We start from the raw sequence: 26,666 nt of genomic DNA on the forward strand, positions 1-26,666 counted from the left end.
GTTGGCCGATATCTTTTCCGCTAATAACCCCAATTCCACGCATGACGATGTGAGCGAATGGAATGAAGCCGGACGACCGCCGCTACCTGCCACCGATGGCCATGCTGCACGCTTTCGAGACCGCGGCCCGCCTCGGATCCTTTTCCCGCGCCGCGGAGGCGATCGGGCTGACGCAAGGCGCGGTGAGCCGCCATGTCGCCAATCTCGAAAGCTGGCTCGGCACCGCACTGTTCGACCGGCATGGCCGCCGCGTGGTGCTGAACGCGGGCGGAAGTGCCTATCTGGAGGAGATTGCCCCCGCCCTCGCCGCAATTCGGCGCGCCACCGGCCGCCTGATCGACCCCGAACCGGAGCATGTGATCGAACTGGCCGTCCTGCCGGGCTTCGGCATGCGCTGGCTCGCCCCCCGCCTGCCGCGGCTCACCCGGCAGCACCCGGACCTGGTGGTCAACATCGCCGCGCGGACCGACATCTTCGATTTCTCCGCCGAGCCCTTTCACGCCGCCATCCACGTCGGCGCAGCGGACTGGCCGGGCGCGGAGCACGACCTGCTGTTCCAGGAGCATGTCGTGCCCGTCGTCGCGCCAGGCCTGCGCGACAGCCACGGGATCGCCGCGCCGGAGGACCTGCTGCGCGTGCCGCTGCTGGTGCAGTCCGCGCGGCGCGATGCCTGGTCGCGCTGGTTCGCGATGTTCGGGATCGCTGCGCCGGCCATGGAGGGACTGCCCGGCCTCGGCCATTTCCTGATGCTGGCGCAGGCGGTAAAGGCCGGCGGCGGCGCGGCGCTCCTGCCCAGCTTCCTGATCGCGCCCGAACTGGAAGCCGGCGAGCTGGTGATCCCCATCGACGCCCCGCTGGCCGAAGACCGCAGCTATTGGCTGGCCTACCCCGAACACGCCCGCAGAAGCCCCGCCCTGGACCGCTTTCGGGCATGGCTGGCGCAGGAGTGCCGGCCCCAGCCATGATCTGTCATGGAACAAAGCGGCGCGGCGCAAGGTTGATCGGGGACACCCTTTATCAGGCGCACCCCCTAGCATGCTCGAAATTCCGACGCCGACCGAACCGCACAGTTTCGACCCGCCCCCCGAGGCGGCGGCGTTCTATGCCGACAGCCTGAAACTGCTGGGGTCCTGGGACATCCCCTACCTCCTGTCCGGCACATATGCGCTGACCTGCCACACCGGCGTCGTCCGCCCGACCAAGGATATCGACGTGTTCTGCAAGCCGGGAGACGCCCCCCGGCTGCTCGCCCGCTTCAAGCAGGAGGGTTACGACGTCACCGTGGAGGACGAGCGCTGGATCGCCAAAGTATGGTCCGGAAAGAACTTCTTCGACGTGATCTTCAACATGTCCTCCGCATCGATCCCGATCACCGACGCCTGGTTCAGCGATGTTTTCACGGCCGAGGTCTATGGCACCCAGGTCCGCATCACCCCGCCGACCGAATTCATCGTCTCCAAGGCCTTCATCCAGGATCGCTATCGCTACGACGGAGCGGACATCGCCCATACCATCCTGCGCAAGCATGACGAGATCGACTGGCACCGCCTCCTCTCGCTGATGGAACTGCATTGGGAAGTCCTGCTGCTCCATGTGCTCAACTTCCGCTTCATCTACCCCACCGAGCGCGAGGCGATCCCGCGCTGGCTGTTCGACACGCTGATCGAACGCATCCGCGCCCAGGCCGAACTTCCCCCCGCCGAAGTGCGGATCTGCCGCGGACGCCTGTTTTCCCCGCGGGACTACGTGATCGACATCAGCGAATGGGGCTTTGCGGACCTGGTAGGAAAAGGACTGGACGAGAAGCATGAACGACATGTCTGACACGCTCCGCCTGGCGGCGATCGGCGACCTTCACGTCACCGAGCAGGACGGCGGTTCCTACCGCGACCTGTTCCGCGAAATCTCCGACAATGCCGAAGTCCTGGCGCTGTGCGGAGACCTCACCAATTTCGGCAAGACCGGCGAGGCCGAGCGCCTGGCGGCCGATCTTTCGGCCTGCTCGATCCCCGTCGTGGGCGTGCTGGGCAACCATGACTACGAATGCGGACAGCCGGAGGAAGTCGCCAATATCCTGCGCCAGGGCGGCGTCACCATCCTCGACGATCAGGCCGTGGTGGTGAAGGACGTGGGCTTTGCGGGGGTGAAGGGGTTCGTCGGCGGCTTCGGGCGCGGCGAGCTGGGCGCCTTTGGAGAGGCGGCGATCAAGAGCTTCGTCGACGAATCGCTCAACGAGGCGCGCAAGCTGGAGAACGGCCTGCGCTCGCTGCGGACGGAGCGGACGGTGGCCGTGCTCCATTATGCCCCGATCCCGGAAACGGTCGCGGGCGAGCCGCCGGAAATCTTCCCGTTCCTGGGTTCCTCCCGCCTTGCCGATGCGGTGGACCGGTTCGAGAACGTCAAGGCCGTGGTCCACGGCCACGCCCATCGCGGCACGTACGAGGGCAAGACCACGCGCGGTGTGCCGGTCTACAATTGCGCGCAGTTCGTGGTCTCCGCCCGGTTCGGGCGCCCTTACGCCCTGCTGGATGTCTGAGCGACAGCGCGGGAGCATGGAAGCCGCCGACGTCTTCACCAAGCTGGACCTGGAGCTGCGGCCCGATCCTGCGCGCACGGTGATAAGGCCCTTCCACTTCGCCTATCCTGCCGCCTTCGCGGATCACCACCCGCCCAAGCCCCAGGTCATCGTCCAGCGCATCCTCTCGCTGAACGAGGACGTGCGCGAGCGGATGATCGACTTCGTGATGGGTCCGATGCGCGAGCGCCATTGCCACGCCGACGCCTTCTTCCTGCGACAGGTCGACAGCCTGGCCGACGAACTGGGCGATATTTCCGGGCTGAACCACCGCGACCGCCTGCTGCTGGGCGCCTACTTCAGCCAGGAATACGCCTTCGAATCCGCCGCCCTGTTCAATCCCAGCATCGTGCGGATCCCGATCGAGGCGCAAGCACAGGAGGCGCTTGGCCCCGGCGCGCCCCTGCGCTTCCTGCTCTCGCTGCGCGGCATCGGCGAGGGGCACATTTCCTCGGTAACTTTCCGCACCGGTTCCTGGGACGGCGGCGAGACCGTCACCATCGATCCGGCGTGGCCGCACTGCATCCCGCCCCGCATCGAAAGCGACAACGAGGGCTGGGTCCGCCTCCAGTGCGAGGACAGCCAGGACGTATCGGAAACCGTGATCTTCCCGGTCCTGCCCGAACAGCGGCAGGGGGTGGAGGACCTCCGCATGGTCATGTTCGTGGAGGACGACGGCCAGCGCTTCCTGATCGGCACTTACACGGCCTACGACGGCCAGAACACGCGGCAGGAGATGCTGCGCAGCGTGGACTTGCGGACCTTCGAGATGCGCGCGCTGGCAGGCCGGATGACCGGATACAAGGGCATGGCCCTGTTCCCCCGCCGGATCGACGGCCAGTACGTCATGCTCGGGCGGCAGGATGGCGAGAACATCTGGCTGCTGCGCTCGGACGACTTGTTCACCTGGGAAAGCGGGGAGCCGATCCTCGGGCCGGCCTACCCCTGGGAATTCGTGCAGATGGGCAATTGCGGATCGCCCATAGAGATCGACGAGGGTTGGCTGGTCTTCACGCACGGCGTCGGCATGGTCCGCGGCTATTGCATCGGCGCCTGCCTGCTCGACCGCGACGATCCCTCGCGCGTACTGAAGCGCACGCGGGCACCGCTGGTCTTTCCCAGCGCCGAACAGCGCGGCGGCTACGTTCCGAATGTGACCTACAGTTGCGGCGCCCTCGTCCACGGGCGGCGCGTGCTTCTGCCTTACGGCATCGGCGATGAGCTTACCGGCTTCGCCACCTGCTCGCTGGACGATCTGCTCGGTGTGCTGGTCCCTGCCTGACAACGTCGAAGCCCCCCCCTTCTCACGGCCCGCTTCGATCACCATCTTCGCCCGCAAGGAGAACCGATCCATGCCGACTTACGAAAAGACCGAAGAAGCCATCGCGCGCCTGACGCCCGAGCAGTTCCACGTCACTCAGCGCAGCGGCACCGAACGCCCCGGATCGGGCGAATACCTGAACAACAAGAAGCCCGGCATCTATGTCGATATCGTCTCGGGCGAACCGCTCTTCGCGTCCTCGGACAAGTACGAATCCGGATGCGGCTGGCCCAGCTTCACCAAGCCGATCGAACCGGCCAACGTGAACAACCTGGTGGACCACACCCATGGCATGACCCGCACCGAAGTGCGCTCTGCCCATGGCGACAGCCATCTTGGCCACGTCTTCGAGGACGGCCCGCGCGATCGGGGCGGCCTGCGCTACTGCATCAATTCCGCCTCGCTGCGTTTCGTCCCCCGCGAGGACATGGAGGACGAAGGCTACGCCAGCTACATCGACCAGGTCGAAGACATCGACTGATCCGGCCCGACCGCATGCCTCACCGTGCCCTTGCTGTCAGCTTGCGGCGTCGGTGAGGTAGGCACGCGGCTTCACGTCGCGCATCGCCAGCGTCGTGTTGAAGTGGCGCACGCCCGGAAGCCGGCGCAGGCGGTTGCGCAGGAAGTCGTCAAGGTCGGGAACACCGCCGGTCATCACCAGAAGCAGATAGTCGAAATCCCCGACGACAGCGTGGCACGTCAGCACCGCCGCTTCATCCAGCACCGCGCGTTCGAACGCCTCGTGCCGGTCGAATTCGATCGAGACATGGACGAAGGCGCTGGTGCCCAGCCCGATCGCTGCCGGATCGATCACCGCACGATAGCCGGTGATGACGCCAGCCTTCTCCATGGCCTGGACCCGCTTCCAGCTCGGCGTCTTGGACAGCCCCGCCACCTCGCCCAGCCCCGCAAAACTGAGCCGCGCGTCCTGCTCCAGCGCCGCCAGGATGCGCTTGTCCGCCGCGTCGAGGGTCATGCCCTTCTCCACCGAAACGTTCGTTCTCCCATCTTCACCGTACCGCGCCAATCGTTCTTCAGGAATAGCCTATGCCTTGTGGATTGGGACCAATGTCCCGCCCGGCCAGTGCTAATGTCCTCTCACAGCAAGCCCGGGAAGACAACATGGAACGCCGCAAGGTCTACGAACTGCTCGAAGCGCCCGCCGCGCTCGACTACGAACTCTATCTCCAGACCGATCGTCTGCTGACCTGCCAGAAGCCCTTCGACGATCTGGCCAATGCCGACGAACTGCAGTTCCAGATCGTCCACCAGGTCGAGGAGCTGTGGATGAAGCTCATGGCCTATACGATCGTCGCCGTGGACGAGCACTTGCGCGCGAAGCAGGCGTTCCGGGTGACCACCCTGCTCGGCCGCTGCCACCGCATCATGCGCATGATGACCGAGCAGCTCGACCTCTTGGAAACCATGTCGCCCAAGGAATACCAGCAGATCCGCCTCCAGCTCGGCAACGGCAGCGGCCAGGAATCTCCGGGCTTCCGCGTGCTGCTCCGCATCATCCCCGATCTCTGGCAGACTTTCGATGCGGCTTACGTTTCCGGCGCCGGGCGGACGGTGCGCGACATCTACGACCATGGCTATGCGCATGACGAAGCTTATGCCATCGCCGAGGCGCTGATGGAGTTGGACGAACTTTTCGGCAAGTTCCGCTGGCACCACTTGTTCCTCATCCACCGCTCGATCGGGATGGGCTCGGCCTCGCTGAAGGGGCGCTCCGTCGATCTGCTCCAAGCCGGTGCGAAACATCGCTTTTTCCCCCAGCTCTGGGACGTGCGCGTGGAAATGACCGACGAATGGGGCCATGACTATGGCCGCGTGCGCGACAGCATTGCGGAAAAGGCGAGCCAGTGATCGATGCGTGACCTGTTCCATGTTCCCGAGGGTGGCCCCTATTTGATGAGCCACTCGGTCGGCTGCCTGCCGCGCGCGGCGCGCGCCGCGCTGGACGCGTGCTATCTCGGCCCTTGGCAGACCACCGGCGGCGCTGCCTGGGGGCCGTGGCTGGAAACGATCGAGAAGTTCCGCGCCGCCCTCGCCGGGCTGATCGGCGTGGCGGCGAACGAAGTCGCGCCGCAGCAGAGCGTCTCCTCCGCGCTGTTCTCGCTCCTCTCCGGGCTGCGACCGACCCCGGAGCGCAACCGTGTGCTGATGTCGGAGCAGGCCTTTCCGACCGTGGGCTATGTCGCGAAGGGGCTTGAACGACTGGGCTTCGAGACACGGCTGATCCCCGCGGCCCAGTCGCCCAGCGACGCCGCCACCTGGGAAAGCCATTTCGACGAGAGCGTGGCGGCGGTCGTCGCGATGCACGTTCACTCGAACACCGGCGTCACCTCTCCGCTTGCCGAAATCGCCGCGATGGCCCGTCGCCACGGGGCGCTCTCCATCGTCGATGCCGCCCAGTCCGCCGGGATCCTGCCGGTAGCACCGCACGCCTGGGGCGCGGACGCTGTGATCGGATCGAGCGTGAAATGGCTCTGCGGCGGCCCCGGTGCCGCGTGGCTCTGGCTGCGCGGCGATCTGACGCCCGGCATCGAACCGCTCGACCTCGGCTGGTTCGGCCACGAAGACCCTTACGAATTCGACATCCGCAGCTTCCGCCCCGCTGCCGACGCGCGCCGGTTCCAGGGCGGCAGCCCGTCCATCGCGCCTTTCGCGCTCGCCCTTTCCGGCATCGAGACGGTGACCGCGCTGGGGCAGGACAGGATCCTGCGCCACAACCGGGACTGCATCGCCGCCTTTGCCGAGGCCGTGGACCGGCCGTTCGACATGACCGGCCGCGGAGGAACGCTCTGCCTGGAATTCGCCGATGTCGACCGCCTTCACGCGGTGCTCGCGCCCGGCGATTTCCGCTACGACGTGCGCGGGCGCTGCCTGCGGGCCTCGTTCCACGCCTGGAACAGCCCGGAAGAAGCGAAGGCACTGGGCCGGGCGATCACCGAAGCCCAGCTCGAGTTTCGCCTCGTTTCGTGATCGGACCGCGGTCCATCGTCGATAGTGCTGGCGTTCGGCGTCCGCGACTGTCGAAATCATAAGGTATACATATCGACATACGTCGGGGGATCGGCATCATCGGCCGCCTTGGATCGACCCGATTCAGCACGCCATCAACGGCCGACCGGCCAAGGAGTATCGATGACCTCCCCCACGTTCCGCGCCCCGCGCAGCGCCCTGCGCGCTCTGGCCCTCGGCGGCCTTCTTTCGGCATCGGTCATGGCTTCCGTGGCCCTGGCGGCGCCCGCCGCACCCGCCTTCGACGTCGCCCGCATTTCGAACGACATCAAGACGCTCTCCAGCGACGCCTTCGAAGGACGCGGCCCGGCCACCCCGGCGGAAAAGAAGACCATCGATTACATCGCCGCGCAGATGAAGGCCGCCGGCCTCCAGCCGGCCGGGCAGAAGGGCACCTGGTTCCAAGACGTGCCGCTGCGCAAGTCGGAGATCGTCGGCGCGCCCAGCCTGGCGATGACCATCGGCGGGGCCGCCACGCCCCTGTCGCAGGGCCAGCAGATCGCCGTCCGCGCTGCGGAAACGGGGCAGTCCTCGGTGGCCATCAAGGACCTGCCGCTGGTCTTCGTCGGCTACGGCGTCAAGGCTCCGGAACGCGGCTGGGATGACTTCAAGGGCGTCGACCTCAAGGGCAAGATCATGGTCGTGCTGGTCAACGATCCCGATTTCGAAGGCGGCGGTGCGGCTGATGGCGGGGCCGATTTCGGCGGCAAGCTGATGACCTATTACGGCCGCTGGACCTACAAGTACGAGGAAGCCGCCCGCCAGGGCGCGGCCGGCGTGCTGGTGATCCACGAGAGCGAGCCCGCCTCCTACGGCTGGGCGACGGTCAAGAACAGCAACACCAACACGATGTTCGACATCGTCCGCGCCGATCCTAAGTCTGCGCATACGCAGATGGAAGGCTGGATCCAGAAGGACCTCGCCGTGCAGCTCTTCAAGGCTTCGGGGCTGGACTTCGAAGCCGCCAAGGCCGCCGCGCGCAAGACGGACTTCAAGGCCATGCCGCTGAAGGCAACGATGAGCGCGGACTATGCGGTGAAGTCGGAGATCATCACCTCGCACAACGTGGCCGGGCTGGTGCGCGGCTCGAAGTATCCGGACGAAACCGTGATCTACTCTGCCCACTGGGACCACCTCGGCGTCGGCCTGCCCGATGCCAAGGGAGACCGCATCTACAACGGCGCGCGCGACAACGCCTCCGGCACGGCGGCGCTGCTCGAACTGGCGCGGACTTTCGCCAAGTCGAAGCCGGAACGCTCGGTGCTGTTCCTGGCCGTGACGGCGGAAGAAAAGGGCCTGCTCGGCTCGGAATACTATGCCGACAACCCGCTGCGCCCGCTGGCGACGACGGCCGGCGTCATCAACATGGACGGCCCGCTCTCGATCGAGAAGACCACCAACTTCAGCATCTCGGGCGCGGCCAAGCTCGATCTGCTGACCATGCTGACCGAAGAAGGCCAGAAGCTGGGCCGCCACTATACCCCCGATGCGCGCCCGGAAGCGGGCAGCTTCTACCGTTCGGACCACTTCCCGATGGCGAAGCGCGGCGTCCCGGCGATTTCGTTCAGCCCGGGCCGTGAACTCGTCAACGGCGGCGACGCCCGCGGCAAGGAACTGTCGGACATCTACACGCGCGACAAGTACCACCAGCCGGCCGACGAATACGATCCGAACTGGAACACGTCCGGCTGGAACAGCGACATGACGCTGCTCTACAGCGTCGGCAACCGCCTGGCGAACGGCCGCGACTGGCCTAACTGGTCGCAGGACAGCGAGTTCCGCGCGGCCCGCGACGCGACTTCCGCCTCGCGCAAGTAAGGCAGGCAAAGCCAGGTCGATGCATCGCCCCGGCGCCGGAAGACGGCGTCGGGGCCCTGGAGCCGGCCGGGCCAGCTGCCGCCGCGTTCAAGAAAGGACCGTTCCGGTCTACTCTGTCCGGAACCGTGCAAACCACGGCCCCGGATCCTTTTCTTCGAATGGAATGAAGGAGTTCCGCCAAGACCGGCACATTCGGTCAGGTGCAACGGCACCAGCAGACACTCCCGATGTCCTTCGAAATACTGCCTTTTTAACACCGCAATGACTTTTTTTTCACTTGTTCGGATGGCAGCTCTGCGGCAGCAATTCATTGCGATGAAACAAGAACTAGCCGCACTTCCAAACCCGTCCTCGGGTCGCACTTCGAAACGTTCGCACACTGATAAAGAGGCCGAAACAAGGCCCTTCCATACCGAAGCCTGAAACTGCATCGCCCGGCCGCGAAACTCGCAAAGGCGCTTCATAAAGCCCTCGACGAGCCCGTCGGCACATAAAAAATGGCCCGAAGGCCATAAAGACCTCCGGGCCAAGGAATAGGGCTGCTCTGTACGAGCCGCCTTCGGGTCGCGCCATTTGTGTACGCCTTGAATTGCCCCTGGCGCGTGACGGGGATCACGCCTCATCAGGAATCGACACCTAGCTTCTTCCCCTAACCCGCCTGGATGGGTTAAGCCCGATGCAGTCGTGCGGCGTTCACCGCATCGGCTAAGGGGCTGTGTCTTTGGATTTCGAAAGTCAGATCGAGGCTATCGGGGCGATTTTTCGGTGCGATCGGCAATCTGCCGAGTCCCTTGCCCGCGTCCTGATTCCGCAGCGCCTGGCCAACAAGGATATCCTGGCCCGCCAGGGCGAACCCTCGCACAATTGCTGGCTGGTCATCGACGGCGCACTGCGAGTCGAGACATATGGGCTGGAAGGGCAGCGCCAGCAGGTGGCGCAGCATGGGCCGGGCGAATTCTTCGGCGCCTATCCGGCCGCCACGGTGCACCGCGCCGAGATCAGCGCCTTGCTGGATTGCCAGCTACTCTGCGCCGAAGCCCCGAAAATCGCCGAACTCGTGGCCGGAAACGTCCAGATCGCTGCGGGTATGGCGCGCCTCCTCGCCCGCCAGCTCGACCGCGCGCTGGACCGCATGGTAACGCGCATGACCTATAGTGCCGCCGGGCGGGTCTATGCCGAACTGGTCGCTTTGGCCGACGGTCGCGACCGGATCGTGCCCTCGCCCCGGGTCACCACTCTGGCGCTCGGCGCCAACACCACTCGCGAAACCGCGTCGCGCGCCATCGCCGCCTTGATCCGCCGCGGGATCATCAGCCGCGACGACGAGCAACTCACCATCCATGCACCGCGCATGCTGGCCGAGTTGATCTGCTGAAAGCGATTCGCGCTGCGATCAGGCGGCAGTGAAGCGGCAGAACAACCCGATCGGCACGTCGCCAAGGCTCGTGACGATCTCTCCCGCCGATTCGAAGCGGTAGCGCGGCGCCAGGATATCCAGCGCGGCCACTTGCGGCCACGATGCGCAGATGCTGCCCGGCGGGGCCGCGCGGGCCAGCAGAACGGCCAGTTCGCCCGAGGCTTCCAGGGCTTCCTCCACCGCCACGGCCCGACTGTCGAGCCCCAGACGGACCTCCGGCGCGAGTCGCAGGGCCGCCTCCGCGTAGCTCATGGCCATCACCAGGTCTGCAAAGCCCAGGATTTCACCGCCTTCCCCATGCACCTGCGCGACGGGTTCATGACCGGCAATCGCGGGCAGCGGCTCCGCGGAAGCGACGATCGCCAGGTTCGAGGCCGGGTCCAGTGCCCCGCCCCGTGCGGGCAGCCAGTTTTCGAGGTTCACCTTGCAGACCGGCAGGTCCTGTGCGCGCCATTCCGTTTCGGCGAGCGCCGGATCGTCGGTCGGGCGCGAGACATGGAGCGCCAAGGCCCGTGTCGCCAGACTTCGTGCATGGCGCAGCGCCAGTCCCATGGCCACGCGCGCGCCGTTCAGGATCGCCGCCTCGGACAGGCCGGCATTGCCGCCCAGCACCTCGACGACGTCGGCCTTCTCGATCAGGCGATCGAACCGCTCGCCCCACTGGCTGTCGTATTGCGCGACCGAAATTTCCCGGAACCGTGCGATCGCCGTCGGCAGCACAACATGAAGCCTGGCGCCGCGCGCCAGCGCCATTTCCGCCACGAGGATGTCCGCACCGGCCGCCAATGCGCCGAAAACGGCGCCCGGCCGGATCTCGTCGAGCACGCTTTCCAGCTTCGCGCGCACTTCGGCCTCATCGTCCGGAAGACCGATGATCCCGTAGAAATAGAGGCTGGGCGGCGGCTGGAGATGATCGAACAGGTCAGGCGACCGGCCCAGCCGTTCGAGTATCTGCCGAAACTGCCGCAGCGTTACCGCGTGGTCTTCCCAAGCCTCCGGGGCCGCCTGCATGGCCCGTTCCAGCGCTTCGCGGCTCGCCTGCGGATCGTCCAGCAGCAGCAGCGCCTCGGCCTCGGTCGCGCCAAGCCAGTAGCGTGTCTCCGGCTCGTGTGCGCCGCTCGCCAGAATGTCCAGGATGCGGCCGGCGATGTCCCGCGCCTCCTTGGGACGGTCATTGAGGAAGGCGATGGTGGCTGCATTGATGAGCGGATAAGTCGCCGGGCGGCCGCCCGCGGCCTGTAGGTAGGCCTCCTGAGCCTGTTCGAGCAGGCTGGCCCGGTCGCCGCCCAGGCTGCGCAGCCCGCGATCCTTGAGCAGCCGGCCCTTGAGGCTGAGCGCATCGGGGGCGGAAGAGGCGCCGAGGCCTGTTTCCTCGAACATGCGCCAGGCCCGCAGGGTGTCGCCCGCACGCGCGATCTGCCTGATTCTGGCAAGGGCAGGAAGAGTCACGGGCGCACCCCTTGGAGGATTGGAAAGTCAGAAGCGCTGCGGCGGCGGGTTCTTGATGTCGGGATCGATGGTAAGGCCGATCCAGCGGGGTTCGCAGCGGGTGCCCTGCAGCAGGTCGACGTTGATGTTGAACGGATGCTTGGTCCCGAACTTCCCGCCGCGATTGAAACGCGCCTGGAAGCGGACGACCTTGTAGCGATCGAGTTCCTCGTCGTATTTGCTGTATTCAAGGCCGCCATAGAATGAGGAGAGCGCTTCCTTGGTGGTGATGGCATCCCACTGCTTCGAGAAATAGAGCTGGTCGCCTACCAGTTCGATCTCCACCTTGCTGTCGCAAGTGATGGGAATGTAGTCCAGATCCTTGCCGTCCACCACTTCGTAATGCAGCGAAATCTGCTCATCCACGACTTCGAGCGTCACGCGGAACGGCACGACAGTGGCATCGTCCGAGAGGCCGAGATCGAAGGACGGCGAAAGGCCGTACTGGGTATAATTGAGCGTAGACATGCGTTTTCCCCTAAACTTCTGAAAAGCCTCCCTTCAAAAGCCGCCGGCTTCTGGCGCGAGGCCCGGATTCGGATCAGTCTTCCAACGGACGGGCCAGCTTCATCTGCCAGAGCCGCCAGTCGTTGTTTTCCGGATCGGATGCGATGAGCCGGGCGACATCGTCCCGCGCTTCGTCCCGCAACTGTTCCGCACGCCCCTTCTCGCCGAGACTATAGAGCAATTGCGCATTCGAATAGCGCGCCAGCATCCAGTCCTGCTGATAGGTGGCGTTCTTGGGATCTTCCCGCACCAGGCGCTGCACGATGGCCGCCTGCTTCGCCCGCTCCCCAAGCGCTTCCACGTCGCGCCCCTGCGCCCGCAGGGCGTCCGCCATCCAGGCGTGACGGTTGGCGATATCGGCATCGAGGCTGCGGTCCTGCGGCTCCATCCGGGCCACGCGCTCCATCGTGCGAAGTGCATTGCCGCATTCGGCGAGCTGCTCTTCCGGCCCCTTCCGGGTGACGGCGATCGTGCAGATATTGCCTTCCGCATAGGCCAGTTCGCGCCAGTAGGCCTGGTTGCCGGGCACCAGGCGCACGAGGTGTTCCGCCAGCGCCCGATAGGCCAGGAACCGCGGCAGGGCCTTGTCGTAGCGCTTGGCGATGAAGTCCACGTAGCCGAGCCAGAATTCGCTCTGGGCATGGGCGAAGATGCGCGAAGGATCGCGCGGATCGGCTGCCAGCAAAGTGCCGGTGACGCGGTGCGCCTCGCTGAACTTGGCCAGGGCGCCGGCATGGTCGCCGCGCTTGTGGTCGTCTTCCCCCATTGCGTGGAGGATGCGGGCGCGGCGTTCCAGCGAGTCGGCCGGGAGGGCCTTGAGGTCCGACTGGTCGGCATAGAAATCGAGCGCGCGCTCGTTGACCGATTGCAGCACATCCAGGCGGCCCACGCCTTCCAGCCGCTGTCTGAGATCCGTCAACATGAACTCGATCAATCCTTCGGCCTGCTGTCGCTGATGTTCCGCCTCCATTTGCGCACGCAGCGCAAAGATCAGCATCAGGGCCATGGATAAAGTAAGCAGCACCGTAAGGAGCGTGATGGCAATCACACGGCGCAATTGACGTTGCGCATCGCGCTGGATGATCTGGTCCAGCGCGATGCCGGTAAGGCCCGCGACGATCTTGAGCCGGGCCAGCTTGCGCCCATCATGCTCGGCGCGGAAATCCGCCGCGATCGGTTCGTGGACCACGCCGTTCGCATCGGGGCCGACCAGCGAGACTGGGAAGCTGTCCTCCGGTTCTCCCTCCAGCAGCGCGGCGATCACCGGCCGGTCGGGATGGAGGCTGCGGAACAGCTCGATCTCGGCATCGACCCAGCGCGAATTGCGCGCCGCAGGGGAGCACAGCACCAGCAGCACATCGGATTGCGACAGCGCCTGGCGCACTTCCTGGTCGAGGCTGGAGGCCGCGGGCAGTTCGGCGCGATCCCGGAAGATCGGCGTGACGCGGCGCGGAACTTCCCCCGCGCGGGTGACGGTGCCGACCAGGCGCGCAGGGATGCGATAGGATTCCAGCCAGCGGTGCAACTGGCCGGCAAAGCGCTCGTCGGCATGGCTATAGCTCAGGAACGCGCGGTAGCGGCGCGTTCCCTCATTCCCCGCGATGTCCTGTTCCGCCGTCATCGGCAATAAACGACCATCTGCCAACGCCCCTGAAAGCCTTTGAATCGGCTCCATCCCTTATGGTTCAATAGCGGCCCGCCGCCTGTTCGTCGCCCCAAAGTCCCGCCGTCCTCTCCCCTACCAGATGGGCATGGCGGTGCAACGTTCGAAAAGCGCTGCGAAATTTCGCGCGTGGACCGGGATTTTCCCTGAGATCGCGCCGTTCCCAGAGGAGCCGTTTGACTTCATCGGTTGCAACCGTGATCCTGCGCGCAGGAGATGCGATGAGTCGGAACGGCCCCAGCCCCGAGCTGCGCCACATCGATGTGGTTATCGACGCGGTACGTTCGCCGAGCAGCGCCGGTGTTTCGGCCGTGACGGCGTCATGGTGCCGCTCTCTCCTCCACCATGGACTCGATCCCGGCACGGGCGCCAAGCGCGCCCGCGTGGACCTTGCCACCCTTGGCCATCGGCGCAGCGAACATGCCGCCCTGCTGGCCGTGGCAGGCCCGGTGCTTGACCAGATGTACCGTTCGGTCGGCAGATCGGGCTGCGGCGTGGTGCTCAGCGATCCGACCGGCATCGTGCTCGACCGCCGGGTGGGCGATGGCGACGCCGCCGAGTTCGACGCGGTGGGCCTTGTGGAAGGCGGCCGCTGGGGCGAGGCGGAGGAAGGCACCAACGGCATCGGCACCTGCCTCTTCGAGGACCAGCCCGTCGTCATTCACCGCGACCAGCACTTCGCCAGCCGCAATGTCGGCATAAGCTGCATGGACGCCCCGCTCCACGATCCGCACGGGCGGCTGGCGGGCGCGCTCGACGTCTCCAGCTACCGCCAGGACCATGGCCCCGCGATGGCGGAACTCGTCTCCGCCCTGGTGCGCGACGCGGCCCGCCGGATCGAGCGCGATTACTTCTGCCAGCATTTCGCCGGTTCGCGCATCGTGTTCCTGGCCGACGATCCGGTCCACGGCACGGCTCTCCTGGCCACCGACCGCGACGACCTGGTGATCGGCGCCAGCCGCGGCGCGCGTACGCGGCTGCGGCTCACGGACGCCATGCTCTGCCGCCCCCGTCCGCTTGACCAGGTGCTGGGCGCGGCGTCGTCCGGCCCTTCCTTCGAGGACGGCGACCGCACCGTCCTGCGCCAGGCGCTGGCGCAGGCCGGCGGCAACGCCAGTTCGGCGGCGCGCATCCTGGGCGTGGGCCGCGCCACCCTCTATCGCCGCATGGCCAAGGCCGGCCTTTCGCGCTAGCGCCATCGGGCTCAGGTCATCGGGCTCAGGAGAAATCCGCAAACTGTCTCGCGGGTGAGACACCAAGGCCGGCTCGCCCGCCCCCACCCGCTTTCGCAATCCTTTCCACTGCGCAACACTCATCCTCGACGAGACGCCACCAGGCGCCGCAAGAGAGGATATATCCGTGGACGCACTTGTTCAGGACCGGACCGCACTCCAGGCCCCCTTCGCAGAACGCTACGACAACTTCATCGGCGGTGCCTGGGTCGCGCCGAAGGCCGGTCGCTACTTCGACAATATCTCCCCGATCACCGGGCAGGTCGTGGGCCGGATCGCCCGCTCGGACGCTTCCGACATCGAGGCCGCGCTCGACGCCGCCCATGCCGCCAAGGACGCCTGGGGTAAGGCTTCCGTCGCCGAACGCGCGCGCGTGCTCAATCTCATCGCCGACCGCATGGAAGAGAACCTGCAGCGCCTCGCCACGGCCGAGACCTGGGACAACGGCAAGCCGATCCGCGAGACCCTGGCCGCCGACGTACCTCTCGCCATCGACCATTTCCGCTACTACGCCGGTGTGATCCGGGGTCAGGAAGGTTCGATCAGCGAGATCGACCAGGACACCGTCGCCTACCATTTCCACGAGCCGCTGGGCGTGGTCGGCCAGATCATTCCCTGGAACTTCCCGCTGCTGATGGCCGCCTGGAAGCTCGCCCCGGCCCTGGCGGCAGGCAATTGCGTGGTGCTCAAGCCCGCGGAGCAGACGCCGGCCTCGATCATGGTCTGGGCGGAGATCGTCGGCGACCTGCTGCCGCCGGGCGTGCTCAACATCGTCAACGGCTTCGGCCTGGAAGCGGGCAAGCCGCTCGCCTCGTCCAGCCGCATCGCCAAGATCGCCTTCACCGGCGAGACGACGACCGGCCGCCTCATCATGCAATACGCCAGCGAGAACCTCATCCCGGTGACGCTGGAGCTGGGCGGCAAGTCGCCCAACATCTTCTTCGAGGACGTGGCCGCCGCCGATGACGACTTCTTCGACAAGGCGATCGAGGGCTTCGTGATGTTCGCGCTGAACCAAGGCGAAGTCTGCACCTGCCCCAGCCGCGCGCTGATCCAGGAAAGCATCTACGATCGCTTCATGGAGCGCGCCCTGCAGCGCGTGGCCGCCATCGTCCAGGGCAACCCGCTCGATCCCGCGACGATGATCGGCGCGCAGGCATCCTCCGAACAGCGCGAGAAGATCCTCTCCTACTTCGACATCGGCCGCCAGGAAGGCGCCGAGATCCTGATCGGCGGCGAGGCGGCGCAGCTGGAAGGCGAACTGGCGGGCGGTTATTACGTCAAGCCGACCGTGTTCAAGGGCCATAACAAGATGCGGATCTTCCAGGAGGAGATCTTCGGCCCCGTGGTTTCGGTCACCACCTTCAAGGACGCGGACGAAGCGCTCTCCATCGCCAACGACACGCTTTACGGGCTCGGCGCGGGCGTGTGGAGCCGCGACGCCAACACCTGCTACCGCTTCGGCCGCGAGATCAAGGCCGGGCGCGTCTGGACCAACTGCTATCACGCCTACCCGGCCCATGCGGCCTTTGGCGGCTACAAGCAGTCGGGCATCGGGCGCGAGACCCACAAGATGATGCTGGACCACTACCAACAGACGAAGAACATGCTGGTCAGCTACAGCCCCCGGAAGCTCGGATTCTTCTGAGCTTCACCCCCGGCGCGCGCCGCACCGCTCTCTCCCGCTCGCGGCGCGCGCCCCCCACCCCCCGACCACCTGACTATCCCCCGAGAGGAGTGTTCCAATGGCCAAGACCATGAAGGCTGCCGTCGTGCGTGAATTCGGAAAACCGCTGACGATCGACGAAGTACCGGTTCCCGAAGTCGGCCCCGGCCAGATCCAGGTGGCCATCCAGGCCTCCGGCGTCTGCCACACCGACCTCCATGCCGCCGAGGGCGACTGGCCGGTGAAGCCCAACCCGCCGTTCATTCCGGGCCACGAAGGCGTAGGCTATGTCAGCCAGGTCGGCGCGGGCGTCACTCATGTGAAGGAGGGCGACCGGGTGGGCGTGCCCTGGCTCTACACCGCCTGCGGCCACTGCGTGCATTGCCTGGGCGGATGGGAAACCCTTTGCGAAACCCAGCTCAACACCGGCTACTCGGTCAACGGCGGCTTTGCGGACTATGTGGTCGCCGATCCCAACTATGTCGGCCATCTGCCCGGCAATATCAGCTTCACCGAGATCGCGCCGGTGCTCTGCGCTGGCGTCACGGTCTACAAGGGCCTGAAGATGACCGACACCAAGCCCGGCGACTACGTGGCGATCAGCGGCATCGGCGGGCTGGGCCACATGGCCGTGCAATATGCCGTTGCCATGGGCCTCAACGTCGCGGCGATCGACATCGATGACGGCAAGCTGGACCTTGCCCGCAGGCTGGGCGCGACGATCACGGTCAATGCCCGCAACGAGGATCCGGCCACGATCATCAAGCGCGAGACCGGCGGCGGGGTCAACGGCGTGCTGGTGACGGCGGTGAGCGAGAAAGCCTTCGAACAGGCCATCGGCGTGACCGCACGCGGCGGCACCGTGGCGCTCAACGGCCTGCCACCCGGCGACTTCCCGCTCAACATCTTCGGTATGGTGCTCAACGGCATCACCGTGCGCGGCTCGATCGTCGGCACCCGGCTGGACTTGCAGGAATCCATAGATTTCGCAGCGCAAGGCAAAGTCAGGGCAACGGTCGAGACCGCGAAGATCGAGGACATCAACACCATCTTCGATCGTATGCACAAGGGCCAGATCGAAGGGCGCGTCGTCCTCGACATGGCCGGATGAGGCTGCGGCAAGGCGGAAAGACGCAAGGTCGAACGAAGAGAACAGGAGTTCGCCGGGGTGACGAATGAGGTAAAACGGGTCGCCGCCACCCCGGCGGCACTTGAACTGGTCGCGGAACTGACCGCCGAATACGGTCCGGTGCTGTTCCACCAATCGGGCGGCTGCTGCGACGGGTCTTCCCCCATGTGCTACCCGCAAGGCGAGTTCCGCATCGGCGAAGGCGACATCCTGCTCGGCGAAGTGAGCGGCGCGCCCGTTTACATCGGCCGGGCGCAAGGCATGGCCTGGGCGCATACCCAGCTCATCCTGGACGTCGTTCCCGGCCGGGGCGGCATGTTCAGCCTGGACAACGGCCGCGAACGCCGCTTCCTGACGCGCGGCCGTGTCTTCACCGAGGACGAGTTGCGGCAGTTGGACAAGGGTTCGGGCTCGCCCTGAAGGCTGGCCCTGCCCGCTGCGCTGGCAACCGCGACGTCACCCATAGCGCCAGCAAGACCCCGAGCGCCGCAGCAGGCACGACAAGGAACCCTGAAACACGATCAGGATGCCGCTGCCGCCAAGAAACGAAGCGCCCTGCCAGACGGCACATGCGCGTTCCGCCGGCCGTTTCAGCGGGCCCCCGGCGCGCCGATGGTGAACGCATATGTCAGCGGCTTCAGCGCGATGCGATAGGGCATGTGCGCCCGGCCATCGAGGTTCCAGCCGGTGTCCCCGCCCACGCCAGCCTGCACCGCATCGATCAGCAGGGTGCCGTTGCCATGCGGGCGGATGTCGGCGCTATGCGCCTGCCCGGGCGGCTTCATGGCTAGGTCCGCATAAGGGAAAGCAAGCGCATTGACCGACAGCGGCTGCGCGCCGGTGACGCGAAGTCCGGTCCTGGCGCCTGTCAGTTCGATCCAGCGCACGTCGGTCTTGTTGCCCGATTCCTGCGGCCTTGCGTAATCGTGGAACTGGTCCGCCAGGGCGCCCTGCCACTGGGCGACGAGGCCGCCGGTCTTGCGATCGGCGTAAGTCTCCTGCGGACCGCGGCCGAACCAGCGAACCTGGTCGAGCACGGCGGGCGTCTCGAAAGCCAGGCCCAGGCGGAGCGGATCGGGCAGCGTGTCGCGCAGCGGCTCGAAATGGACAGTGACCCCCACCGAGCCGTCGGCGGCCATGGTCCAGCGCGTTTCGGTCTTCACCGAGCCCACACCCATGTCATGGCGCACGACCACGGCATTGCCGTCCCGCTCGACCGCCTCGACGCGGCGATGCTCGGAGAAATACTGCCACATGGCATGGCTCTTGGGTACGCCGGCGCCGACATCGTTGTCAGTGGGTGATCGCCAGAAATTGGGCGCTCCTCCCGTGAGCAGCAGCTTGCCGCCGCGGGCGTAGCGGGTGACGAGGCCGGTCGCCTTGTCGATCTCCAGCACCGCATCGCCCGAGGCGAGGCGCATGGCAGATGCGGTTTCACTGGGCGCGACCGTGCCTGCCGCCGCCGCGACGACGGCCGGCGCGGTCAAGGCGAACTGCTCCCAGCCCACCACATGCCCGGCGGGCTGCGTCGGCACGGCGCCGGCCTTGGCGCGGGCACGCAGCACGAGGATGCGCTCGGCCGAGCCGTCCCTGGCCGCCGGAACCGGCACCACCAGCGCAGCAGATCCCCCCGCGGCCACGTCCGGCGTCGCCAGAGCGCCGCTGGCGACATCCTTGCCATTCTCCATGACCGTCCAGTCGAGCGTGAAGCGCGAAAGGTCGATATGGTCGTGGCGATTGACCACGCGGTAGCCGTCCGCATCGTGGGTGAAGGCGATGGGCGCCTGGACCTTGGCGAGTTCGTAATATTCGGGATCGGGCGTCCGATCGGACTGGATCACACCGTCGCCCACCGGGCTGTCGTCGCCGTGCAGGCCCGCGTCCTTCGGATCGGGATCATAGTCCAGGCCCTGGCCCCAATAGGCCCGCCCGTCCTTGTCCTTCAGCTCCATGGTCTGGTCCACCCAGTCCCAGATGAAGCCGCCCTGCAGCTTGGGGTAGCGGCGCATCGTATCCCAGTAACCCTGGAGATCGCCCAGGCTGTTGCCCATCGAATGGGCATATTCGCACAGGATCAGGGGCTGGGTGAACGCCGGGTCCTGGGCGTAGTCGATCATCTTCGGCACGTCGTCGTACATCGGCGCGAAGATGTCGACATAGCTGTTCACCGGGTGGCGCCAGTTGCTCATGCTCCAGCCGAGGAAGTTGATCAGGCGGCTGGGATCGTTCGCCCGCACCCACTTGGCGGCGGCTTCGAAATTGGTGCCGATGCCGGTCTCGTTGCCCAGCGACCAGAAGATGATCGAGGGGTGGTTGCGGTCGCGCCGAACCATGCGCTCCACCCGGTCGAGATGGGCGGCCTGCCACTTGGGATCGTTGCCCAGCAGGTACTTGGGATCGTTGCCATGTTCCTGCGAGAGGCTGAGGTAGCCGTGGCTCTCGATATTGGCCTCGTCCATGACGTAGAGGCCATATTCGTCGGCAAGGTCGTACCAGCGCGGGTCGTTGGGGTAGTGCGACGTGCGCACGGCATTGACGTTCGCCGCCTTCATCAGTTCGATGTCGCGGCGCATCGTCTCCTCGGAGACGACGTGGAAGGTCTTCGGGTCGTGCTCGTGGCGATTCACGCCGCGGATCATCACGCGCTTGCCGTTCACGCGCACTTCGCCCTCGGCGATCTCCACGGTGCGGAAGCCGATGCGGCGGCTGGTGGCCTCCACCAGCTTGCCGTCGGCGTCGAGCAGTTCGACAAGCAATGTGTAGAGCTGCGGGTCCTCGGCCGACCATGTCCGCACCGCGGGCACGCCCGCCTCAAGGGACACCGTGCCCCCTTGCGCTGTGCCGCCGCGCGTCAGCACTTCCCGCTTGCCGTCGAGCAGCGTCGCGCGCAGGCGCATCGCCTCGGGCTGGCCAGCTAGGTCGACTTTCACGGTCAGCTTGCCGTCGCGATAGGCGTTCTCCAGCCCGGCATCGACCGTGAGATCGCGGATATGCGTGGCCGGCGCCGCGTAGAGCGTCACGCTCCGCTCGATCCCGTTGACGCGCCAGAAGTCCTGGTCTTCCAGATAGCTGCCATCGGCGAAGCGGTAGAGTTCGATGGCGACGGTGTTGCTGCCGGCATGGGCATAGCGGGTCACGTCGAACTCGGCGGGGAGCTTTGAATCCTCGGAGTAACCGACGCGCTGGCCGTTGACCCAGATGTAATAGGCCGCGCCCGCCGCGCCCACCGTCAGCAAGAGGCGGCGGCCGGACCAGTTCGCCGGCACCGTGAAGTCGCGGCGATAGGAGCCGACTTCATTGAGGCGATGGTCGATCCATGGCTGGTCGCGCGGGAAGGGATAGCCGCTGCCGACGAAAACCGGGCGGCCGTGCCCTTCGGCCTGGAGAATGCCCGGCACTTTCATGGTGCCCCAGCCGCTCACGTCGAAATCGGGCTTGAAGAATTCGGCCGGGCGGCTTTCCGGCGTGGGGGAGAGATGGAACTTCCAGTCCCCGTCCAGAGACAAGTGATAGCGCGATTTCGCCACGTCGCGCGAAAGGGCACCGGCGCGTGTCTCGAAGCCGTCGAACGTGGTGCGCATGGGCTCGGCGCCTTGCCGGACCACCTGGGGCTGTTCCCATTCTGCCGGGGCCGAACGATCGGCCGGAGACGCCGCGGCGGGCTGGGCCGTGGCGGCTTGCGCCAGCAGGAGCCCGGTCATGAGCCCGCCCACCGCGCAGCTGTTCAGGAAATGTCGCACCAATCCGCCCCTTGCCGACTCCCACCGGGCCGCCCCGCGCCGGAACGCCCCTCGCGGGAATGAAACCGTGAAAGCCGGATCGAGCCGGCCGTTTGATATATCGTATACTCAGCGAGGCGAATTGCAAGACAGCGGGCAGCGGCTTTCCTCTGCCGAGGAAGCATTCGCTGAGCGGCGCGGCCTGTGGTATGGCCCTGCCATTCGGATCGGGAGCACGGAAATGGGTGTGACGGGTATCGGCGGCTTCTTCTTCCGGGCGAAGGACCCGGAGGCGCTGAAGAATTGGTATGCCGAACATCTCGGCGTCGGCGCATCGCCGCATGGCGCCTGGGACACCCAGGCCGGCCCAAGCGTTTTCGCGCCCTTCCCCGCCGATAGCGATTATTTCGCGGCCGAAAAGGCGTGGATGCTGAACTTGCGGGTGGACGATCTCGACGCGCTTTGCGCGCGGCTGCTGGCCTCGGGCGTGGCCGTGGTGACCAATCCCGAATGGAACATGCCAGGCGTCGGCCGCTTCGCCCGCATCCATGACCCGGAAGGCAACCCGCTCGAACTGTGGCAACCTGACGACTAGGCCCGAAGTCCGGTTCCACATCCCTGCCGACCCCTCAGCCTGAGCCGGCCTGCCTCAGAACGCGATCTCCTTGCCTTCGAAATCGAAGAGCTTGCCGCTGTCAGTCACTTTCAGCTCCTCGATCACGTCCAGCAACTGCAGCGCCGCGCGTTCGGCATCGAACAGGCCGCCGGGCGGAACGTTGCCCTGGAACGGACGCGACAGGGCCGTGTCGACCGTGCCGGGATGGAGCGCCACCACGATCGTGCGCTCGCTGCGGCGCCGTTCCTCGATGGCGAGATTGCGCACCAGCATGTTGAGCGCCGCTTTCGACGCACGATAGCCGTGCCAGCCGCCCAGCCGGTTATCGCTGATCGAACCGACCCGGGCCGAGAGCGCCGCGAAGACCGATGGCGCCCCGCTGCCGGTTCCCGCCCCCGGTCCCGTCCGCGACTTGGGCATCAGCGGCAGGAAATGCTTCGCCACCAGCGCCGGCCCGATGGCATTGACCGCATAGAGCCGGGCCAGCCATGCAGGATCGAGATCGCGCAGCGCCTTCTCCGGGCCGTGGTCTTCCTCGTGGAGCAGCCCGGTGGCCACGATCACCAGCCCCGGCGGCGGCCCTGCGGCCACGCGAGCGGCGGCAGCGGCAATGCTGGCCTCGTCAAGCAGGTCGAGGTGATCCGCCCCGGTCCGCGATCGCGCGAAGCCATGGACGACCTCGTAAGCGCCTTCCTCGATCAGGGCCGCTTCGAACGCGGCGCCGATCCCGCCGGATGCGCCGATGACGACGGCGGAGGACCGGCCCGCGGCGCTCACGAGCGGGTGAACCGCCAGCGGTCGGCATCGCTCTCGGCGGCATCGAAGCGATAGCCGTCGCTGTCGAAACCGCGCATGGCGTCGATCTCGGTGACGTGATGTTCGCAAAGCCAGCGCGCCATCATGCCGCGTGCGCGCTTGGCGTTGAAGCTGACGAAGCGCGGGCCGTTCGGGCCGGGCTCACGGAATTCCACCTCGATCACCCGGACGCCCGGCAACTTTCCGGAGACGGCGGCGAAATACTCCTGGCTGGCCAGGTTGAGCACGGTTTCCGAACCCTCTTCCGCCAGCTGCTCCAGCAGGAACCCGGCGATGCGATCGCCCCACCAGTCGGTCAGGCTCTTGTGGCGCGGCGCCCAGCGCGTGCCCATTTCCAGTCGGTAGGGCCGGATCGCGTCGAGAGGGCGCAAGAGTCCGTAAAGGCCGGAAAGCATGCGAACATGATCCTGCGCGAAGGCGACCCCGGCCTCGTCCAGGGTATGCGCCTCGAAGCCGGTGTAGACATCGCCGGCAAAAGCGAAGAGCGCCTGCCGTTCGGGCAGTTCCGCGAAGTCGCGAAAGCGATCGGCGTTGAGCTTGGCGAGACGCGGCGAGATGTGCATCAGCTCGGAAAGCCGCTTCTGCGTCAGGTTCGCCGCAGACCGTGCCAGGCTGCCCGCCTCCTCAGCGAAATGCGGGGTGGTGACGGCAAGGGGCGGCAGGGCGCGCTCGAAATCGAGCGTTTTCGCGGGAGACAGGAGAGCGATCATCGATCGCGCGGTAGCGGGGGCGGACGACCACGTCAAACCGCCCCGCATGCCTCGGAAGCCCCGGTCAGCGGGGGCACTTCACCGGGTCGTTGCGCTTGCAGGCGGGATTGGCGCGTTCCCAGGTCGTGCGGGCCGCCTGGTAGTCCTGCACGGCCGCGTCGTGCTGGCGCACGGCTTCGGCATAGGCCGCCTGCTCGCGGTCCTGCCGCGCAGTCTCCGTGGCGATGGCGGCCTCACGCGCCTGTTCGCGCGCCACGTTGTCCTCGACTTGCGCCCGCGCCGCCTGCGCCTGCTGCTCGTTCAGTGCCTTGCGCCGCGCCTCTGCGTCGCCGGCCTCGGCGCCCTGGGGCAGACCCATCTCGGCCACGCTCTGCCCTGCAACCTTTTCACGAGGCGCGCCGGCAGTGGGCGCCGGTTGGGCCAGCACGCTGACAGGCACCAGAACGAGCGCGGAAGCCAGCAGGGACAGGTTGCGGATGCGTTTCATGAATGGATTCCTTCGGTAATCGTCGGGGTCGCTCGCGGATGACACTAGTCCGCAAACGGGAACGGCGTCGAGGCTGAGAAACGACCAGCGGCCCGGCCCGGTTCCAAACAGGGAAACCGAGACCGGGCCGCGCCGAAAACCGGCGTTTGCGCCAGCCCGATTACGCGTCGAGATCGACCGCCATTTCGCGCGGCCAGTGACGCAGCGCTCGGCAGGCCTTGAGGAAGGCGCCGGCATCCTTGGCACCGCCCAGTTTCAGGCAGGCCTCATCGAGATCACCGGCAATCCCGGCCTTGGCGAAGATCGCCTCCGCCGCGCCGGTGTAACCGATGAACTTGCAATGCGCGAAGGCGTCAGTGACGAAATCCTTCGCCGCCGCATCCATCGCGAGCAGCCCCGCGCCCTCCCCGGACACCACCAGAGCCACGGCATCGAACAGCACCGAAGGGCCGCCGTCGATCTTGTGCCTGGCGGCCAGACGGGTCCCGTCCGACAGCGTCACGCCGCCGACTTTGGGTGCAACCACCTCATAGACGGCGCCCTCGGCCTCCACCGCTTCGAGCAGGGCAGAGAGCACCGCCGCGTCGGCGCCGTCACTCACGAGGATGCCCAGCTTGCGGCCCTTGAAGTCCGCTGGACCGTTCTTGACGATGCTCAGCTTGTCCGAAGCGGGAAGGTTCGCGATCGGCTCGCGCGCCGCGACCGCGGGATCGGGCAACGGCAGGCCCAGCCCATCGGCCACGGTGCCTGCCAGCCCGGGGTCGATGCGGATCAGGTGGGAGACGGTACGCGCGCGAATGTCCGGGCGCTCCACTTTCGACAGCTCGAACACGAGGGCATCGGCAATGTGCTTCTGCTCGACGGGCGTCTGGCTCACGAAGAACTGCCGTGCCTGGCTATAGTGATCGGCGAAGGTTTCCGACCGCACCCGCTGCTTCGGGCCATCTGCCGTCTCGGCATAGCTGGTGAAACCGCGCACGGGATCCTCGCGCGGGCCGCCCTGCTCGGCGCCCCAGCTGTTCGGTTCGTAATTCGCCCGACCCTTGGGATTGCGCATGGCCATGTGCCCGTCCTGCTGGAAATGAGCCATGGGGCACTTGGGCGCGTTGATCGGAATATGCGTGAAGTTGGGTCCGCCCAGCCGCTTGATCTGGGTGTCGAGGTAGGAGAAATTGCGGCCCTGAAGCAGCGGGTCGTTCGAGAAATCGATCCCCGGGGGCACGTTCTGGGTGCAGAAGGCCACTTGCTCGGTCTCGGCGAAGAAGTTGTCCACCACCCGGTCGAGCACCAGGCGGCCGACGACGCGGATCGGCACGAGTTCCTCGGGGATGAGCTTGGTGGCGTCGAGCACGTCGAAGTCGAAGCTGTCGGCAAAGGCATCGTCGAACAACTGGACGCCCAGTTCCCATTCGGGGAAGTCACCCGCGTTGATGGCGTCCCACAAGTCGCGGCGATGGAAGTCCGGATCTGCGCCGTTGATCTTGACCGCCTCGTTCCAGACCACCGATTGCAGCCCCTGCTTCGGCTTCCAGTGGAACTTGACGAACGTGGACTTGCCCTCGGCGTCCAGCAACCGGAAGGTGTGCACGCCGAAGCCTTCCATGGTGCGGAAAGAGCGCGGAATGGCGCGGTCCGACATGGTCCACATGATCATGTGGAAGCTTTCCGGCGTCAGGCTGACGAAGTCCCAGAAATTGTCGTGCGCGGTCTGGGCCTGCGGGAAATTGCGATCCGGTTCGGGCTTGGCGGCATGGACGAGATCGGGGAACTTCATCGCGTCCTGGATGAAGAAGACCGGGATGTTGTTGCCTACCAGGTCCCAGTTGCCCTCCTGGGTGTAGATCTTGACCGCAAAGCCGCGCACGTCCCGCGCGAGGTCGAACGAACCCTTCGATCCGGCCACGGTAGAAAAGCGGACGAAGGCGGGCGTGCGCTCGCCGACGCGCTGGAACACGTCGGCCCGGCTGACATCGGCCAGGCTATCCGTCAATTCGAAGTAGCCGTGAGCGCCGTAGCCGCGCGCGTGGACGACACGCTCGGGGATGCGCTCATGGTCGAAGTGGAAGATCTTCTCGCGGAAATGGAAGTCTTCCAGAAGCGTCGGCCCGCGCGCGCCCTGCTTCAGGCTGTTCTGGTCGTCCGAAACCGGCACGCCCTGCTGGGTCGTCAGCGCCGCAACGCCCTCCCCGGCGCTCTGGCGGGTTTCTCCGCCGGATCCTTGCGTCTCGGCGTAGCTATGGGAGATCGCGGCGTCAGCCGGAACCGGGTCGGCCTTGGCGGGCGTTTCGCCGCCGATATCGGCGGCGGTGACGTCGGATGGGGCCTTCTTCGATGGCGTCTTCGACGGGCTCTTCTGGGCAGGTGCACGCTTCGCGGAAGCTTTCGTGGGGGTCTTGGCCATGGGCTATCCTCGCTGGGATGAGATGGCACCGATGCTCTCGCAGGCCGCCGCTTCGGCATACCTGCATGCTCGGT

The 26,666-nt window shown here is 66.3% G+C and carries 23 protein-coding genes; 14 read left to right on the forward strand and 9 right to left on the reverse strand.

Going from position 1 to position 26,666, the window contains the following annotated elements:
* Window positions 1-62 precede the first annotated feature (62 nt).
* The 5 genes from AC1VV3_RS19765 to msrB all read left to right on the forward strand — a co-directional run bounded on the left by AC1VV3_RS19765 (window position 63) and on the right by msrB (window position 4,377).
* Window positions 63-965 (forward strand): LysR family transcriptional regulator, encoded by a 903-nt coding sequence (locus AC1VV3_RS19765; protein ID WP_482962228.1) that lies wholly within the window; start codon window positions 63-65, stop codon window positions 963-965.
* 70 nt (window positions 966-1,035) lie between these two features.
* Entirely contained in the window at window positions 1,036-1,824 is a 789-nt protein-coding gene (locus AC1VV3_RS19770) for a nucleotidyltransferase family protein (RefSeq protein WP_134093681.1), read from the forward strand.
* A complete protein-coding gene (locus tag AC1VV3_RS19775; RefSeq protein WP_243654420.1) occupies window positions 1,817-2,536 on the forward strand; it encodes a metallophosphoesterase family protein in 720 nt (239 codons plus the stop codon). Before AC1VV3_RS19770 ends, AC1VV3_RS19775 begins: the two co-directional genes overlap by 8 nt.
* A 16-nt stretch (window positions 2,537-2,552) precedes the next feature.
* Window positions 2,553-3,857: a glycoside hydrolase family 130 protein gene (locus AC1VV3_RS19780; protein WP_482962229.1), complete on the forward strand. Its 1,305-nt coding sequence runs from the start codon at window positions 2,553-2,555 to the stop codon at window positions 3,855-3,857.
* A 70-nt stretch (window positions 3,858-3,927) separates the two neighbouring features.
* Entirely contained in the window at window positions 3,928-4,377 is a 450-nt protein-coding gene (gene msrB, locus AC1VV3_RS19785) for a peptide-methionine (R)-S-oxide reductase MsrB (RefSeq protein WP_314468572.1), read from the forward strand.
* Window positions 4,378-4,413: 36 nt separating this feature from the next.
* On the opposite strand, the gene AC1VV3_RS19790 is transcribed toward msrB, so the two are convergent.
* Window positions 4,414-4,872 carry an Lrp/AsnC family transcriptional regulator gene (locus tag AC1VV3_RS19790; protein WP_132269258.1) on the reverse strand — a complete coding sequence of 153 codons (459 nt, stop codon included), beginning with the start codon at window positions 4,870-4,872 and terminating at the stop codon, window positions 4,414-4,416.
* Window positions 4,873-5,018: 146 nt separating this feature from the next.
* On the opposite strand from AC1VV3_RS19790, the gene AC1VV3_RS19795 reads away from it, so the two are divergent.
* From AC1VV3_RS19795 to AC1VV3_RS19810, 4 genes are all read left to right on the forward strand, one after another.
* Window positions 5,019-5,765: a tryptophan 2,3-dioxygenase family protein gene (locus AC1VV3_RS19795; RefSeq protein ID WP_482962230.1), complete on the forward strand. Its 747-nt coding sequence runs from the start codon at window positions 5,019-5,021 to the stop codon at window positions 5,763-5,765.
* 3 nt (window positions 5,766-5,768) lie between these two features.
* A complete protein-coding gene (locus tag AC1VV3_RS19800) occupies window positions 5,769-6,884 on the forward strand; it encodes an aminotransferase class V-fold PLP-dependent enzyme (RefSeq protein ID WP_482962231.1) in 1,116 nt (371 codons plus the stop codon).
* A gap of 162 nt (window positions 6,885-7,046) precedes the next feature.
* Window positions 7,047-8,741 (forward strand): M28 family metallopeptidase, encoded by a 1,695-nt coding sequence (locus AC1VV3_RS19805; RefSeq protein WP_482962232.1) that lies wholly within the window; start codon window positions 7,047-7,049, stop codon window positions 8,739-8,741.
* A 715-nt stretch (window positions 8,742-9,456) separates the two neighbouring features.
* Window positions 9,457-10,116, forward strand: a complete 660-nt coding sequence (locus AC1VV3_RS19810) for a Crp/Fnr family transcriptional regulator (RefSeq protein ID WP_482962233.1) — start codon at window positions 9,457-9,459, stop codon at window positions 10,114-10,116.
* 18 nt (window positions 10,117-10,134) lie between these two features.
* Here the strand turns inward: AC1VV3_RS19810 and AC1VV3_RS19815 are convergent, their stop codons facing one another.
* From AC1VV3_RS19815 to AC1VV3_RS19825, 3 genes are all read right to left on the reverse strand, one after another.
* Window positions 10,135-11,607: a TRAFs-binding domain-containing protein gene (locus tag AC1VV3_RS19815; protein WP_482962234.1), complete on the reverse strand. Its 1,473-nt coding sequence runs from the start codon at window positions 11,605-11,607 to the stop codon at window positions 10,135-10,137.
* A gap of 27 nt (window positions 11,608-11,634) precedes the next feature.
* The gene (locus AC1VV3_RS19820) at window positions 11,635-12,114 is read right to left on the reverse strand and encodes a nucleotide synthetase (RefSeq protein ID WP_132269249.1); all 480 of its coding nucleotides are present in this window, start codon (window positions 12,112-12,114) and stop codon (window positions 11,635-11,637) included.
* Window positions 12,115-12,187: 73 nt separating this feature from the next.
* The gene (locus AC1VV3_RS19825; RefSeq protein ID WP_134093673.1) at window positions 12,188-13,774 is read right to left on the reverse strand and encodes a toll/interleukin-1 receptor domain-containing protein; all 1,587 of its coding nucleotides are present in this window, start codon (window positions 13,772-13,774) and stop codon (window positions 12,188-12,190) included.
* Between the two features lie 263 nt (window positions 13,775-14,037).
* Here AC1VV3_RS19825 and AC1VV3_RS19830 point away from each other — a divergent pair, with 263 nt between their 5' ends.
* The 4 genes from AC1VV3_RS19830 (at window position 14,038) to AC1VV3_RS19845 (ending at window position 18,263) form a co-directional block, all read left to right on the forward strand.
* The gene (locus tag AC1VV3_RS19830; protein WP_431567712.1) at window positions 14,038-15,009 is read left to right on the forward strand and encodes a GAF domain-containing protein; all 972 of its coding nucleotides are present in this window, start codon (window positions 14,038-14,040) and stop codon (window positions 15,007-15,009) included.
* A 166-nt stretch (window positions 15,010-15,175) separates the two neighbouring features.
* Entirely contained in the window at window positions 15,176-16,696 is a 1,521-nt protein-coding gene (adh, locus tag AC1VV3_RS19835) for an aldehyde dehydrogenase (RefSeq protein WP_132269244.1), read from the forward strand.
* A 97-nt stretch (window positions 16,697-16,793) separates the two neighbouring features.
* The gene (gene adhP, locus AC1VV3_RS19840; protein ID WP_482962235.1) at window positions 16,794-17,825 is read left to right on the forward strand and encodes an alcohol dehydrogenase AdhP; all 1,032 of its coding nucleotides are present in this window, start codon (window positions 16,794-16,796) and stop codon (window positions 17,823-17,825) included.
* Window positions 17,826-17,882: 57 nt separating this feature from the next.
* On the forward strand, window positions 17,883-18,263 hold the full coding sequence (locus AC1VV3_RS19845) for a DUF779 domain-containing protein (protein WP_134093670.1): 381 nt from the start codon (window positions 17,883-17,885) through the stop codon (window positions 18,261-18,263).
* Window positions 18,264-18,433: 170 nt separating this feature from the next.
* Here AC1VV3_RS19845 and AC1VV3_RS19850 read toward each other — a convergent pair whose 3' ends face one another.
* Window positions 18,434-21,583 carry a glycoside hydrolase family 2 TIM barrel-domain containing protein gene (locus AC1VV3_RS19850; RefSeq protein ID WP_482962236.1) on the reverse strand — a complete coding sequence of 1,050 codons (3,150 nt, stop codon included), beginning with the start codon at window positions 21,581-21,583 and terminating at the stop codon, window positions 18,434-18,436.
* Between the two features lie 67 nt (window positions 21,584-21,650).
* Between AC1VV3_RS19850 and AC1VV3_RS19855 the strand changes: the two genes are divergently transcribed.
* Window positions 21,651-22,157 (forward strand): VOC family protein, encoded by a 507-nt coding sequence (locus AC1VV3_RS19855; protein WP_482962237.1) that lies wholly within the window; start codon window positions 21,651-21,653, stop codon window positions 22,155-22,157.
* A 54-nt stretch (window positions 22,158-22,211) separates the two neighbouring features.
* Here AC1VV3_RS19855 and AC1VV3_RS19860 read toward each other — a convergent pair whose 3' ends face one another.
* The 4 genes from AC1VV3_RS19860 to AC1VV3_RS19875 all read right to left on the reverse strand — a co-directional run bounded on the left by AC1VV3_RS19860 (window position 22,212) and on the right by AC1VV3_RS19875 (window position 26,592).
* Window positions 22,212-22,955: an SDR family NAD(P)-dependent oxidoreductase gene (locus AC1VV3_RS19860; protein WP_482962238.1), complete on the reverse strand. Its 744-nt coding sequence runs from the start codon at window positions 22,953-22,955 to the stop codon at window positions 22,212-22,214.
* A complete protein-coding gene (yaaA, locus tag AC1VV3_RS19865) occupies window positions 22,952-23,704 on the reverse strand; it encodes a peroxide stress protein YaaA (RefSeq protein ID WP_134093667.1) in 753 nt (250 codons plus the stop codon). The genes AC1VV3_RS19860 and yaaA overlap by 4 nt, the downstream gene beginning before the upstream one ends.
* A 64-nt stretch (window positions 23,705-23,768) precedes the next feature.
* A complete protein-coding gene (locus AC1VV3_RS19870) occupies window positions 23,769-24,191 on the reverse strand; it encodes a hypothetical protein (protein WP_134093666.1) in 423 nt (140 codons plus the stop codon).
* Between the two features lie 160 nt (window positions 24,192-24,351).
* On the reverse strand, window positions 24,352-26,592 hold the full coding sequence (locus AC1VV3_RS19875) for a catalase (protein ID WP_482962239.1): 2,241 nt from the start codon (window positions 26,590-26,592) through the stop codon (window positions 24,352-24,354).
* Window positions 26,593-26,666 lie beyond the last annotated feature (74 nt).

Source organism: Novosphingobium sp. BL-S-34, from assembly GCF_056857015.1.